The sequence below is a fragment of the Flavobacteriaceae bacterium genome (assembly GCA_014075215.1).
Lineage (GTDB): Bacteria > Bacteroidota > Bacteroidia > Flavobacteriales > Flavobacteriaceae > Polaribacter.
On the sequence record CP046177.1, the window covers coordinates 4,049,477 to 4,063,293 of the forward strand.

A 13,817-nucleotide genomic window follows, 5' to 3' on the forward strand; every position below is an offset into this window, starting at 1 on the left:
GCCACCTAACATGGGTAACCGTTGCAATTTATAAATACGCAGAAATTCCACCGGTTAAGTTCAACACATTCAATCCGGGATATTTCTCCTTTAATTGTACCATTGCTTTATAACTGTTAAGTCCTCTTTGACAAACCATCACGTAAGTTTTCTCAAAATCCACTTCAAGTGTATTTGCATCAAATTCCCGAATAGGAATGGTTTGATGTACGCTAAAAGGTAATTTTAAGTCAGATAATACTGCAATCAAATTAACTTGTTGGCTACGCCTAGTATCTGCTAATATTTCTTTTAATTCTTCCGGTGAAATTTGCCAATCGGGGTTCCGGTTTCCACAAGTGGGATCAAAATAGGTTTGAGTCTTAAAAATAGCGGCAATCTTTTCTTTTGGAACGCCGGGTGTTAATTTCATCTTCAGTTGCGTATTTTGCTGTGCATTATAAATCAATAATTCGTTTACCAGCGGTTTACCTGTTTTGGTAATTATCTTTAAGACTTCATTGACTTGTGCGGTTGCAATCATTCCTACAATTGCATTTAAAGTTCCCGCTTCTTCACAATTAGGAACCGCAACATTCATTTCAGGAAAAGCATCCCGCAAATTTGCCGAATAACGTCCTTTTCCCTGCGCCACATTAAAGGTACTTACATAACCGTCAAACTTATATAAAGAACCGTAAACCAAAGGTTTGTTTTGCAATACACAAACATCATTCAATAAATATTTCGTTGGTAAACTATCCGTTCCGTCTACCACAATATCCACATTAGAAATCAACTCAATGGCATTGGATTTTGTCAATACCTCCGTTGAAAAGCTCACTTCCGTATACGGTGCTCTTTGCCGGATAAAACTTGCCAATACTTTGGATTTATATTTTCCTATATCCTCTAACGAATAGAAAATTTGCCGATGCAAATTTGCAGCCATCACTTTGTCAAAATCAACCAAATGAATAATTCCGACTCCGCTTGAAGCCAGATACACGGCAACAGGGCTTCCCAAACCTCCGCAACCTACTACTAAAACCTTTGCCTGTTGTAATCTTTTCTGACCCTCTTTGCCTATCTCCGGTAAAGTGGTTTGACGTTTAAATAATATGTCTTTGCTGATGCTTTTCACTACTGTTACATTATCTTATCAGAATCAAAACGGAACCGGTTGCTGCTTAAAATACTATCCCGGACAGAGCTCTTTTTTAGCTGCTTCGTATTCTTCCGGAGTATTGATATTACGAATCAAATCGTCTTCAACTTCTACAATTTCCACATCCGAATTGATCAACATTTTTCTGGGGCATGAATATCCTTGTGCTAAAAATTGCAGCAACACAGGATAGGCTTTGGGTTCAAAAATAGTAATCAAAGGTTCCGGGAACTGCTTTCCTTTTCCTTTTACTGCGGTTGCCACTTTTGCCGGGTTTCTTTTCTCCATGAGCAATTGAATCAACTCTTCATTCACAAAAGGAACATCTGTCGCCAGAACAAACCAGGCTGAATTCGGGTCTTTTTGAAATGCAGAGCAAATCCCTCCAAAGGGGCCCAAATTCAAAAAGGTATCTCGAATTATTATGGTTTCATCTGTATTAGAAATATTCCCAACAGAAAAATACGTTTCAATATTCCGGCTTTCAAGTAAATTTCTTACATATTCTTTTTGAGGTTTTCCATAATAATCCAGTTTGGATTTGTCTGTTCCCATTCGTGTACTTTTCCCTCCTGTCAAAACCAATCCTTTTATTTTTGGGATCTCCCGTTGAATCAATCCGGCTATATCGTGTACAATTTTATCAATTTCAGTTATATGGTACTGAGGGATCTGATCCCAGTTTAAAAACTTCTCTTTTAAAGACTGAAAAGGCGCAACTTCTTTGGTTAATTTTATAAAAAACCGGATATCAGATAGCTGATGTATTCTTTTATTGATGGAAGATTCTTTTTCCGGGTCTAACAGGATGATTTGTTTTTCTCCTGCATAATGATTACCATTTATAAATACACAATCAAATTGTGAAAACTGAATCCGTTGTACATATTCATTTACAGGTACATCAGTAGTAATCGTTAACTGTCCTTTGTGGTGAAATGTAAAATCAGATAATAAATTCTCATCAATATCTTTTGCATGTGAGGCGTCAAAATAGGCTAATTGGTATTGTGACAGATATTGTGATACGTTCCTGACCAAATCAGAAATAATACTACATTTGGCACCAAGAATAGTTACTTCATTCGGAGCAAAGTTGCCATTTTTCCTACGAATCAAATTTGTATGCTTCTGATGTTTTTTCATGATCAACTGAATAGACTCTTTGCAAAATAGTGATATATTACGTATTTGAATTTATTTTAATCAATATCATTGTTAGTTAATTGTTACATTAACTTCACATCACTTTTTCCACCCGTTTTTTCTACTAATTTTATTTCTTTTATGACGATTTCCTTAGAGATAGATTTACACATATCATAAATAGTTAAGCACGCTGCCGAGATTCCATGCAAAGCTTCCATTTCTACTCCTGTTTTTCCTTCGATGGTAACTTTGCAAAAAACTTCAATGTGCTCACTATCTGCGATATGGATATTGACATCGATTCCGTTAATCAATAACGGATGACACATAGGAATGATTTCCGATGTCTTTTTAACAGCCTGGATTCCGGCAATGATGGCTGTTTGAAATACAGGTCCTTTTTTAGTAAGCAGTTCATCATTTTCAAAATAAGAAATCACTTCGGCTCCTAAAAATACGGTTGCTTTGGCTATTGCCCTTCTTTTGGTAACTGCTTTTCCGGACACATCTACCATTTTCGGCCGGTTCTTTTTGTTAATATGTGAAAAGCTCATTTTGAATAATTAAAAATTTCGATACCTGATGATAGGGTATGTTTCCCCTTTTTTAAATTCACGCTGTTCTTTTGGCAATTCAATAAATCCGTCTGCCGATACCAAACTTGCCAGATCTCCCGAACCATTTCCTTTGACCGGAAAAGCCATTAAATGCCCTTGTTTTATGTCAATTCTAACCTGCAAAAAATACGTTAGCCCGGGATTAAAAAAAACATCTTCTCCTAAGATTGCTATTTCTTTTTTAAGCTCAAGCCCTACTGATTTTGCAAACCAGGGATAAAAATACACCAAACAATTTACATAGGTAGAAACCGGATTCCCGGGAAATGCAAACACTACCGTACCACCGGTTTTATTTTTTTCTCCTTTGCCGGTATTCAAAAGTGCTGTATGTCCAAACCAAAAAGGTTTTCCCGGACGCTGAGAAACTCTGTGAAATTGTTTTTTAACTCCTAATGTTTCTAAAATTTCAGGAAGAAAATCGAACTTTCCTTTACTTACCGCACCGCTAAATAACAAAACATCATAATCGTTCAAATAGCTTGCTATCTGCTTGCTTAGAGAGGATTTTTCATCTATAATATGCGCCATTTCAGTTTTGATATGCAGTTTTTCCAATAAAGCAGCCAATGTATATACATTGCTCATTCTGATTTGATGTGCTAATGGAGTCTCTTTGACTGCTACTAATTCGTTTCCCGTAGAAACCATCATGATTTTGGGTGTTCTTGCAACTTGTATTGTTGTTTTTCCAACAGTAGCCATCACTCCGATTTCAGCTGCCGTAATCCTTCTGTTTTTAGGAATCAGAACTTTCCCCTTACCTCTGTCTTTGCCTTTTGTATGAACATTTTTCCCTTTTTCTACGTTGTCTATAATGACTGTTGCAATCGAATGCTCAATAGTTACATCTTCATAACGAATCACTGTATTTGTATTTTTTGGCAATATGGCTCCCGTCATCACCTCGTAGCAGTTTTTTGCACTATTCAGTATTTGTTGAGGGCTTCCCGCCGCCTGTATTCCTTCTATGACAAAACTCAGTTGTCCTTCTTTAAAAGCATCAAAGTCAATAGCTATTCCATCCATAGCGACCCTGTTAAAGGGAGGGAAATCACGATCAGCAACAATATCTTCTTTTAAAACCCTTCCGACAGATTTCAGAAACGGAACCTCCTCCACGCCAAAATCTTGTGTACTTTTTAAGATGATTTGTAATGCTTCTTCTACGGAAACCACTTCTCAATTATATAAATTACAAATTTTAAATTACGAATTTTTATCTCCTCAATATCAACTGATTGAAATTAATTTTGTGAAATTAATTTTTAGATTCAATATAATAATTTAGGGCGCAGGGTTGGGCATTAATACGTGTACCTGCTCAATTTCCGAAATCATTTCATCTGACAAATCAATATGAATACTTCCTATGTTTTCTTTAAGCTGACTCATTTTTGAAGCTCCAATAATATTACCGGTTACAAAAGGTAATTGATTAATAAATGCCAGAGATAATTCGGATAATGTCATGTCGTATTTTTGGGCAATTTCCAAATATTTCCTGACAGCTGCCATAGATTGCTCACTGGAATACCTGTCATATCCGGAATATAATGCTATCCGTGAATCTTTAGGAACACCATTTAGATATTTTCCGGAAAGCACTCCAAACGCCAGGGGAGAATATGCCAATAACCCGATGTTTTCTCGTAAAGAAACCTCAGACATTCCATATTCATAAGCTCTGTGTATTAAGGAATAGGAGTTTTGTATGGTTACCATTCTCGGCAATTGATATTTTTTTGCCGCTTGCAGATACTGTATGGTTCCCCAGGGTGTTTCGTTAGATACGCCTACGGTCTTTATCTTTCCTTCTTTTATTAAATCAGCTAAAGTCTCCAGTATTTCCAAATGGTTTTCAGCTTCTTCTACACTGGCTTTATAAGGGTAGTCTCGTACACCAAAACAATTTACACCACGTGTAGGCCAGTGTAACTGATACAAATCTATATAGTCTGTCTGCAGTCTTTGCAGGCTGCCTTCAACAGCGGAGATAATAGCCTCTTTGCTAAATCCGCTACTGCGTATATGTGCTGTATAAGGCCCTGCCCCGGCAATTTTACTTGCAATAACAACACGGTCTCTGTTTTTTGTTTTTTGTAACCAGTTGCCAATAATCTTTTCCGTAGCTCCATACGTTTCTGTTTTGGCAGGAACAGGGTACAATTCTGCCGTATCAAAAAAATTGACTCCTTGTTCCAGTGCATAATCCATTTGCTCATACCCTTCTGCTTCTGTATTTTGCTCGCCAAAAGTCATGGTGCCCAGACAAATTTTACTCACTTTAATATCGGTATTTGGTAAGGTTGTATATTTCATTGTATGTATATCGTTGATGGTTTACTTTTTGGAATTAAGTATTTAAATGTTCGTTTAAATATGGTAACGAAGAATAAAAACATTTTAAAAATCTTTTAACCTTTAATTTTTTAATCTTTCAATCTTTATAATGAACTCATTTTAACACAGCTTCAATACCCGGTAATGTTTTCCCTTCCAAGGTTTCTAACATAGCTCCGCCACCTGTGGAAACATAACTTACTTTATCTGCAAAACCAAACTGTTTTACCGCTGCTACGGAGTCGCCTCCTCCAACCAGAGAAAATGCACCATTTTGTGTTGCTTCATAAATGGCATTTCCCAAGGCTATTGTTCCATTGGCAAAAGCGGCCATTTCAAAAACGCCTAAAGGGCCGTTCCATAAAATCGTTCTGCATTGGGCAACTACCTTGCTAAATATTTCCCTGGATGTTGGTCCTGCATCCAAACCCTGCCACCCTTCCGGGATGTTGGTTACATCCACTACCCGGGTATTGGCATCATTTGCAAAAGCATCTGCGGCAATGACATCTACCGGTATGTGAACTTCTACATTCTTTTCTTTTGCTGATTTCAAAATAGCCAGTGCTGTTTCCATTTTATCGTCTTCACAGATAGAATCGCCGATAGCCCCTCCTTGTGCTTTTACAAAAGTATATGTCATACCTCCTCCGATGATCAAATGATCTACTTTATCTAATATACTCTCAATGATCGTAATTTTAGAAGATACTTTTGCTCCTCCTAAAATAGCCAACACCGGCTGCTCGCTATTATGTAGCACTTTATCAATACTTTGAATTTCTTTAGCTAAAAGGTTTCCAAAACACTTCTTATCGGAAAAAAATTGAGCCACTATCGTTGTGGACGCATGTGCCCTGTGTGCGGTACCAAAAGCATCGTTTACATAAATATCTCCTAGTTTGGACAATGCTTCCGCAAAGGCAATAGTTCCCGATTTTTCCTCATTATAAAAACGTAAATTCTCTAACAGTAAAACTTGCCCGTTTTCTAAATTAGCTACCGCATGGTTCACTTTTTCACCGATGCAATCATCGACAAATTGAACTTGTACCCCTATAATTTGCGAAACTTTATCTACAATATGTTTTAACGAATACTTTTCTTCTACTCCTTTTGGTCTTCCCAAATGCGACATCAGAACAGCCGATCCGCCGTCTTCCAGTACTTTTATAATAGTGGACGCAGCCGCTTCAATCCTGGTACTATCCGTTACTTCGAAATGATCATTCAACGGGACATTAAAATCTACACGAATTAAAGCTTTTTTGTCTCGAAAATTAAAATCGTTTATGGTTTTCATAAATGGTCGTGTTTTTAACAAAAATACCTATTTATTTTATGAACTTATTTAAAGTTTATTGATTACCCACTTTTATACCAGTATTGATGAGTGACAGCTACTACCAGTCTATCAAATAGTCTTTCAGCGAAATAGCGTCTGTTGAGTTTATAGCAGAACTCGTCAAGATAATTCTGCAAATATTTTCCTTTAATTTTATGGTAAATACCTAACAGAGTGCGTTTTGCATTACTTATGGCTATATGCACCGATTTTAGTGTGGTAATAGTGGTTTCTTTATTTGATTTTTCAGTAATGTGTACTTCCACATAATCACCTATGTCTACATAAGACGTGCTTTTGTCGCTAAAAACAATGCATGTATCATCAAAATTACTATCAATAAGCGTGTTGACTTCTTCTTTTTTATGAGTATCCAAAACTTTCATTTTAAAATAACGACATTGTTTGGATTGTTTCCCAGTCTTTAAATCTTCTAAAGGTACAGACTCTGCCATTACCGCTACGTTAGATTGTTTTTGACTGCCTCTGCCTCTTTTAAGCTTTTGTCTGTCGGATTCTTTTGTTGCCACAGTAAAGTAATCTTGATCAAACTCAATCATATCTTCAAGGTCGTATAAATTATCTCGTTTTCCCATAGCCGAACGTATTCTGTGCATAAGAGACCATATAGTGGTATAACGTGTATGGTTGAGCTGACGTTGTAATTCGGCAGCAGAAATACCTTTTTTTACTAAAAGTCATAAATGCCATAGCGAGATACCAAGTACGAATAGGTAAATTGGAGTTCTCCATCATAGTACCGCTGCGTAGAGTAGTTCTAAAACCACAATAAGAACATTGCCACATCCATTTAGACTTTAACCAATAGTGCTTTTTTGATTGACATTTTTTGCAAATGACTCCTTCTTTTGAACGAGCCAACTTCATATGTGATTTACAGGAAAACTCATCTGGAAATTGTTCAATAAAATGTAGTAAATTCATAATTCTAAACTTTATATTAAGATACGAATTTTTAAATTAGTGGCATAATTAAGTGTAATCAAATTTTTATGTACTTGTTTAAACTTTTTGATACGCATCGGGTCAAAGAAATTATACGCCCCATTTAAAGATGAAAAAAATAATAGCTATCGCAATTACAAGCCTGTGTATGTTAAGCATTTCATGTTCTAAAGATGGCAGTGGCTACGCTCCTGTTTCCGAAGATCCATTTGCAGGTTTAAATTTACCCAATGAATATTTTAATTATGCCAATATAGCATTACCTGCTCATTATACTACCAACAATTTTCCTCCGCCATTTCGGTTTCAGCACGCTGCTGTGGAGTTTGACAATACCCCCGTATTCTATGATAAAAACAAGTAAAAGTTGAGATATTATTTTTACTAATTTATGCAGCAAATTTAAAAGTATCTACATAGGGTGTTTGTCGTTTGACAACGGCAAACACTCTTGCTATTAATTTGTTTCTAATAATGTTAACGGTACTCATTTTACTTTTGCCTTGTTTTATTCTTTTATGATAGTATAATTTCATTTCTGGGTTATGTTGTATAGCAGAAATAGCGCACATATTAATAATTGCTTTCAATTTTTTATTAGCCAAATGAGAGACTTTTGTACGTCCTTTAATACTAGTTCCAGATTGGTAAGGAAAAGGAGCAACACCACAATAAGAGGCAAACTTTCTCCAGTTTTCAAATTTTGAAAAATTGTCAGTAAACACAATCATCATTATAGCAGTTTGCATTCCTATACCTTTAACACTAGTAACAAGTTTATAGGTTTCTTTTAACATTATATTTTGGTCAATAATAGCTTGCATTTGAGTATTAATCTTGTGTATTTGTTTGGTTAGTTCTGCAATCATTTTTTGTTGAACGTCAAAGATTATTTTATACTCTTTTGCTTTATAAATTCTTTTTTGTTCTTTCAAAGTAACTTTAAAACCAGCTCTTTGTTTGTTAAGTTTTGTCCTTAAAGATAAGAGACTTTTTAGTTGTAATATACTTCTTTTAGGTAGCTTACTGGGTTTAAGTTCTTCTTTTAATCGATACCCATATAGAGCAATGCGTTTGGCATCAATTTGGTCATCCTTTCCACGAGCAATACCAATAGATCTTTTAATTTCTAAACCAGAAGCTATGAAAAAAGATAATTTTTGTTCAGTTAAAGACACAGATAATAAATGAGAGTACATTCCTGTATGTTCAAATACAAACATGGTTTCTTCTTTAGAGAAAGACGAATTTTTAAAACTCCACTTTAGCATTAATTTAAATCCAGATTTACTGTTCTCAAACTGTTGAACAATTTGTTTAGAATAGATACAAACATCAATTAATAATTTACTGACATCGATTCCGATAATTTCATTTGTTTTCATAATTTTGTAATTAGATATTAATAATAGTTACTTAAACTAAGACCTTTAATAAGGGCAGAAACTGAAATTCTATATGGTTCTAAGTAACTTTTAAAAAGAACGGAGACTAATACGGGGGATGGCTCTAAAAAGCTAGCTGGCCGCTAAAGTTCACTCCGTTCTTTTGTGTTTTTGGTTATCAACAAAATAAGAGTTATTAACAAAGAAAAAAAGAAGCAAAAAAAGAAATTTCATCATAACTATTATGTTTTTATTTTAAGTAATTATTTCTATTTGCTAATCTAAAGGCTGACAATCCTGTTACCAATGCAGGCGCAACGTTGGGAAGAGTGCTTTTTTACGATAAAAAACTAAGTGCAAACGAAACTGTATCATGTGCTTCCTGCCACAAACAGGAACACGGCTTTTCAGATCCGGATGTTTTGAGTATAGGATTTAATGGCGAAAATACCCGAAGACATTCTATGGGTATCGTAAATGCGAAGTTTTATTATAGTGGAAAATTCTTTTGGGATGAACGCGCAGCGACCTTGGAAGATCAAGTCTTAATGCCTTTTCAGGATCCTGTGGAAATGGGTTTGACACTAGATAGGTTGACGCAAATTGTAAGGAGTCAATCCTACTATCCGCCGCTTTTTGAAAATGCATTTGGTGATGCATCCATAACAACGGATAGAATATCAAAAGCACTGGCCCAATTTATAAGAAGCTTAGTCAGTGCTACCTCCAAATACGACATGGCCAGAAGTGAAGTACAGTCGCCTATTATTGATTTTCCAGGTTTTACCCAACAGGAAAACGAGGGCAAAAGATTATTTTTCTTGCCTATACAAACTACCTCCGGAAGTATGGTAAATTGTGCGGGTTGTCATGTATCGGAAGCATTTGTTGGCCCAATACCTAACGGGCCGTTTGGCACAACAACTTCAACGAATAATGGTTTGGATGCCATTTCCACTACCGATCTGGGAGCTACCAATAACACTAATGATATAGGAAAATTTAAAACCCCTTCTCTAAAAAATATTGCTATTCGCCCGCCTTATATGCACGACGGACGTTTTGCTACACTGGAAGAAGTACTGAATCACTATAGTACGGGAATTCAAAATCACCCAAACCTTTCCGCTCCGTTGCTGAATTCTAACGGAAACCCGATTCAACTGAACTTATCTCAAACAGAAAAAGATGCAATCATTGCTTTTTTACATACACTTACAGACTATGAGATGCTTGCAGATGAAAAATACAGCGATCCGTTTCAATAAATTATTACTCAATGAGGCCTTTGCAGCATTGATTTGGCAAAAAAGTTCGACGCCCGAAGAAAATTTTCAACCGGAATAACCTGTTGGTTTTGAGGATTTAAAATTTTCGAGAAGGAAGAAATTTGAAGCCAAATCAATTTTAATACGGAATATATCCCTATTTTGCAAAGGTCTCTCAATACTATATAAGCACATATTCTCTAATGTATAAAGGTGAATTTTTATATGCTTTTTAATTAAGGATGTAATATTCCCATACTGCTGTTACAAAATAGTCGTTATCTTCAGTTATATTATCTGTAAACCAGCCTATAGAAAGTAGTTGCCCTTCGTTAAAAGTCCAAGGTGTATCCGATGTAATTATAACTGTGCGGCCATTATCTACGGAAAACTTTTCACCGCTTATAGAGTAGGTGCCGCTACCCGAAAAACTGCATCCCTGTTCAACACAAGAGTAGGTGTAATCCGAACCCCTTTGGTTTCCATCAACTGATAACAGAAAATAGGCAGAATTAATTTCATCCCCTGGGTTTGAACTGTCAGAACTTATTCTTATAATTACTTTTAGCAACCTGCCGCTGTAGGGAGCTACCCAAATATTTTTATAAGAATCTCTACTGGTTTCGGAATCATCGGGGCTATCGCCTCCAGCAGAAGGCATCCAATAATAACAGTTATTGCAAAAGTTTCGTGTATTGAAAGCATGGTATGTTACTTCATTCCTGTATATCCCTCTTTGCTCAGAAAAAGGTTTCCATTGTATACCATCCCAGTAATAATATCCAGGAATTACATTATCTGGAGCTATTCCAAAGGTTGCTGTATTGTAAACCATCATTGAGGTGACTATCCTTGCCCCAATGGAATCGTTGGACGAACGTGCAGTTAGTGCTACACGTGGCACTAACATTCCTTTATTAGTTGATTGTACATCTAAAGCAGCTGTGGGGTTGGGCTGCGTTCCGATTCCTACTCCTCCTTGGGCAAATATTCCGCCAGGGGAAAGGACTAACGTGAACTCATTTAAAGAATTGAAAGGCTCTAGTTAATAACAGCTATTATTTGTATATTTAATACATGAATTTACAAGAAATAAAGCGAGGAATTTCCATGCTTTCCCAATCTGAAAGGCAGGAATTGTTAAAAGAATTGTCAACATCACCAAAAGATTCAGTTCCAACGGTAAGAAGCCAAGAATCTAGGCGTTTTTTATTAGACAATAAGTTAGGTTGTTGCGCCCATTGCTCGCATCCAAAGTATGTAAAATTTGGTATTGACAAAGGCTCTCAGCGCTATAAGTGTAAATCCTGCAAACGCAGTTTTACAGAATACACAGGTACTTGGATGGCAGGTTTGCAACATAAGGACAAGATTGATGACTACCTTGAATTAATGCTAGAAGAAAAGAGCTTAGATAAGATAAAAGTAGCCTTATCGATAAACAAGAAAACGGCTTTTGACTGGCCTCATAAGATATTAGTCCCATTATCAGAAAACGATAAAGATGATTTTACAGGCATTACAGAAAGTGATGAGACCTTCTTTTTAAATTCAGAAAAAGGGCGACCAGTAAATCATCGGGAATCAAGAAAACGTGGTGGTAGCTCTAAAACCAAAGGCATCAGTAATGATCAAGTAGCTGTTATTGTAACCCAAGATAGAACATCTAATCCAGATATTACTGTAGCCACTATGGGAAGATTAAAGAAAATAGATATTGTAAATGCTATTGGCAGCAGAATAAAGGCAAGTAAAGCCATTTTATGTAGGGACACACATCTAAGCTACAAAGGATTTGCAATAGACAATAAAATAGAGCATCACACTCTAAAAGGCGTCATAAAACAACGTGTCAAAAACAAAGTGTATCATATACAACATGTCAACTCAACTCATAACAGAGTTAAGAAATGGATAGATAACAAGTTTTGGGGAGTATCTACCAAATACTTGCAACAATATTTGAACTGGTATCGCATCAAAGAAAAATTAAAATATAGAAACGATAAACTCAATGCCTTTGTAAATAAAGTGTCAGAACATATTAATGCGTATCAAAAATATCAAAATATTGGATTGAAGTATCAAAAATTAATATCAACGCAATTTTAAACTAGAGCCAATTGAAAGTTTAAAGAAATTCTTTTACCTTTTGTTTTTTAAAATTTCACAACTATTTTAAAAGCCTGAAAATATCATTTCCATTGGCAAATAACAGCAGTGCAATCAGCAAAATAAAACCGACTATTTGAGCATATTCCAAAAATTTATCTCCCGGTTTTTTGCCTGTGATCATTTCCCACAGGGTAAAAACAACATGTCCTCCATCTAAAGCCGGAATAGGCAACAGGTTCATAAAACCCAGCATAATAGATAACAAAGCGGTCAATCTCCAGAAATCTTCGGCATTCCACTTAGCAGGAAATATATCTCCTATGGAAATAAAACCTCCCAGTCCTTTATACGCACCGGTTTCCGGATTCAAAACCTTTTTTAATTGCTTCATATAATCTGTTAGTGTTTTATATGCTTCTTCAACACCTCTAGGGATGGCTTGTCCAAACGTATACGTTTTTGTTTTCAGTGTCAAATAACCCATCCTATCCAAGTTACTTACTTTAGGCTGAAACGGAATCATACCAATTCGCCCCAGGCTATCCAGTTTAAGGCCGATATTTACGATATCATCTCCTCTTTTTACTTTAATAAAAACCGAGTCGTTTTTATATTTGGCAAGCTCATCCTTAACCAAATCATAATAGGGGGTTGCTACTTCATTGACCGAAACGACAATGTCTTTAAACTTAAGTTCCCCATTTTTATTTGGGGAATTTTCGTCAAAGTCTTTTCCAATTACAAAAGGAATTCTCCAGCTTACAAAAAGCCCACCGTTTTTACCTCTTTTTAGCAATTCATCAATAAAGTCTACAGGAATTTCTTTCTCTATAATTTCTCCACCTCTTTCAATTTTAAATGTATTTCCGTTGATAAACTCAAGGTTAACACGATTAAAATTGATGATCTTATTACCATCTACGGATACTATTTTATCTCCATTCTGCAAGCCCAATTTTTGTCCTAGTGTTCCTTCAACCCATATACCTGCTTTTAAACTATCATTGACAACGTATTTCTCCCCATAAGCATACATGAGCATTATATAGATTAGAATACCTAATACGAAGTTTACAAAAACACCTCCTAACATGATGATTAACCGTTGCCATGCCGGCTTAGACCGAAATTCCCAGGGCTGAGGTTCCCCCTTCATTTGTTCGGTATCCATACTCTCGTCAATCATCCCGGCAATTTTAACATATCCGCCCAAAGGAATCCAACCAATACCGTATACGGTTTCTCCGATTTTTTTCTTTACTAATGAAAACTTATAATCAAAGAACAAATAAAATTTTTCTACTTTGGTTTTAAATAGTTTTGCAGGGATAAAATGACCTAATTCATGTAAGACAATCAACAGAGAAAGGCTTAAAATAAATTGGGATGCTTTTATTAGTATTTCCATTTGGAATTATGTCAAATGTTAAAAACGCACAAATGTACGGTTTTAAAGAGAGTTGTAAAAACCCTGATTGAATT

12 protein-coding genes and 1 pseudogene are annotated in these 13,817 nt (G+C 35.8%); 3 read left to right on the top strand and 10 right to left on the bottom strand.

Annotated features, from left to right (window positions below):
- Window positions 1-28: 28 nt before the first annotated feature.
- From GKR88_20130 to GKR88_20160, 7 genes and pseudogenes are all read right to left on the bottom strand, one after another.
- Window positions 29-1,123 (bottom strand): molybdopterin biosynthesis protein MoeB, encoded by a 1,095-nt coding sequence (locus tag GKR88_20130; protein ID QMU66367.1) that lies wholly within the window; start codon window positions 1,121-1,123, stop codon window positions 29-31.
- A 54-nt stretch (window positions 1,124-1,177) separates the two neighbouring features.
- Window positions 1,178-2,293, bottom strand: coding sequence for an NTP transferase domain-containing protein (locus GKR88_20135; protein QMU66368.1), 1,116 nt, complete (start codon window positions 2,291-2,293; stop codon window positions 1,178-1,180).
- A gap of 83 nt (window positions 2,294-2,376) precedes the next feature.
- Complete coding sequence (gene moaC / locus GKR88_20140; GenBank protein QMU66369.1) at window positions 2,377-2,850, bottom strand: cyclic pyranopterin monophosphate synthase MoaC; 474 nt, start codon at window positions 2,848-2,850, stop codon at window positions 2,377-2,379.
- Between the two features lie 9 nt (window positions 2,851-2,859).
- Window positions 2,860-4,092, bottom strand: a complete 1,233-nt coding sequence (locus GKR88_20145) for a molybdopterin molybdenumtransferase MoeA (GenBank protein ID QMU66370.1) — start codon at window positions 4,090-4,092, stop codon at window positions 2,860-2,862.
- A gap of 108 nt (window positions 4,093-4,200) precedes the next feature.
- A complete protein-coding gene (locus GKR88_20150; GenBank protein QMU66371.1) occupies window positions 4,201-5,235 on the bottom strand; it encodes an aldo/keto reductase in 1,035 nt (344 codons plus the stop codon).
- 136 nt (window positions 5,236-5,371) lie between these two features.
- Window positions 5,372-6,559 carry a phosphoglycerate kinase gene (gene pgk / locus GKR88_20155; GenBank protein QMU66372.1) on the bottom strand — a complete coding sequence of 396 codons (1,188 nt, stop codon included), beginning with the start codon at window positions 6,557-6,559 and terminating at the stop codon, window positions 5,372-5,374.
- Between the two features lie 62 nt (window positions 6,560-6,621).
- A pseudogene (locus tag GKR88_20160) lies at window positions 6,622-7,546 on the bottom strand (IS1595 family transposase).
- Window positions 7,547-7,676: 130 nt separating this feature from the next.
- On the opposite strand from GKR88_20160, the gene GKR88_20165 reads away from it, so the two are divergent.
- Entirely contained in the window at window positions 7,677-7,931 is a 255-nt protein-coding gene (locus GKR88_20165; GenBank protein QMU66373.1) for a hypothetical protein, read from the top strand.
- Window positions 7,932-7,956: 25 nt separating this feature from the next.
- Here the strand turns inward: GKR88_20165 and GKR88_20170 are convergent, their stop codons facing one another.
- Window positions 7,957-8,952, bottom strand: coding sequence for a transposase (locus tag GKR88_20170; protein ID QMU66374.1), 996 nt, complete (start codon window positions 8,950-8,952; stop codon window positions 7,957-7,959).
- Window positions 8,953-9,272: 320 nt separating this feature from the next.
- Between GKR88_20170 and GKR88_20175 the strand changes: the two genes are divergently transcribed.
- On the top strand, window positions 9,273-10,220 hold the full coding sequence (locus GKR88_20175; GenBank protein ID QMU66375.1) for a cytochrome-c peroxidase: 948 nt from the start codon (window positions 9,273-9,275) through the stop codon (window positions 10,218-10,220).
- Between the two features lie 232 nt (window positions 10,221-10,452).
- Here GKR88_20175 and GKR88_20180 read toward each other — a convergent pair whose 3' ends face one another.
- Window positions 10,453-11,130, bottom strand: coding sequence for a hypothetical protein (locus GKR88_20180; protein QMU66376.1), 678 nt, complete (start codon window positions 11,128-11,130; stop codon window positions 10,453-10,455).
- Between the two features lie 167 nt (window positions 11,131-11,297).
- On the opposite strand from GKR88_20180, the gene GKR88_20185 reads away from it, so the two are divergent.
- A complete protein-coding gene (locus tag GKR88_20185) occupies window positions 11,298-12,332 on the top strand; it encodes an IS1595 family transposase (protein ID QMU66377.1) in 1,035 nt (344 codons plus the stop codon).
- A gap of 61 nt (window positions 12,333-12,393) precedes the next feature.
- Here GKR88_20185 and rseP read toward each other — a convergent pair whose 3' ends face one another.
- Window positions 12,394-13,743: an RIP metalloprotease RseP gene (gene rseP, locus GKR88_20190; protein QMU66378.1), complete on the bottom strand. Its 1,350-nt coding sequence runs from the start codon at window positions 13,741-13,743 to the stop codon at window positions 12,394-12,396.
- Between the last annotated feature and the right edge of the window lie 74 nt (window positions 13,744-13,817).

Excerpts from the sequence above, each read along its gene's own strand:
- GKR88_20135 (QMU66368.1), bottom strand. The coding sequence starts at position 2,293 with ATGAAAAAACATCAGAAGCATACAAATTTGATTCGTAGGAAAAATGGC.
- moaC (QMU66369.1), bottom strand. The coding sequence starts at position 2,850 with ATGAGCTTTTCACATATTAACAAAAAGAACCGGCCGAAAATGGTAGAT.
- GKR88_20150 (QMU66371.1), bottom strand. The coding sequence starts at position 5,235 with ATGAAATATACAACCTTACCAAATACCGATATTAAAGTGAGTAAAATT.
- pgk (QMU66372.1), bottom strand. The coding sequence starts at position 6,559 with ATGAAAACCATAAACGATTTTAATTTTCGAGACAAAAAAGCTTTAATT.
- GKR88_20165 (QMU66373.1), top strand. The coding sequence starts at position 7,677 with ATGAAAAAAATAATAGCTATCGCAATTACAAGCCTGTGTATGTTAAGC.
- GKR88_20170 (QMU66374.1), bottom strand. The coding sequence starts at position 8,952 with ATGAAAACAAATGAAATTATCGGAATCGATGTCAGTAAATTATTAATT.
- GKR88_20180 (QMU66376.1), bottom strand. The coding sequence starts at position 11,130 with ATGTTAGTGCCACGTGTAGCACTAACTGCACGTTCGTCCAACGATTCC.
- GKR88_20185 (QMU66377.1), top strand. The coding sequence starts at position 11,298 with ATGAATTTACAAGAAATAAAGCGAGGAATTTCCATGCTTTCCCAATCT.
- rseP (QMU66378.1), bottom strand. The coding sequence starts at position 13,743 with ATGGAAATACTAATAAAAGCATCCCAATTTATTTTAAGCCTTTCTCTG.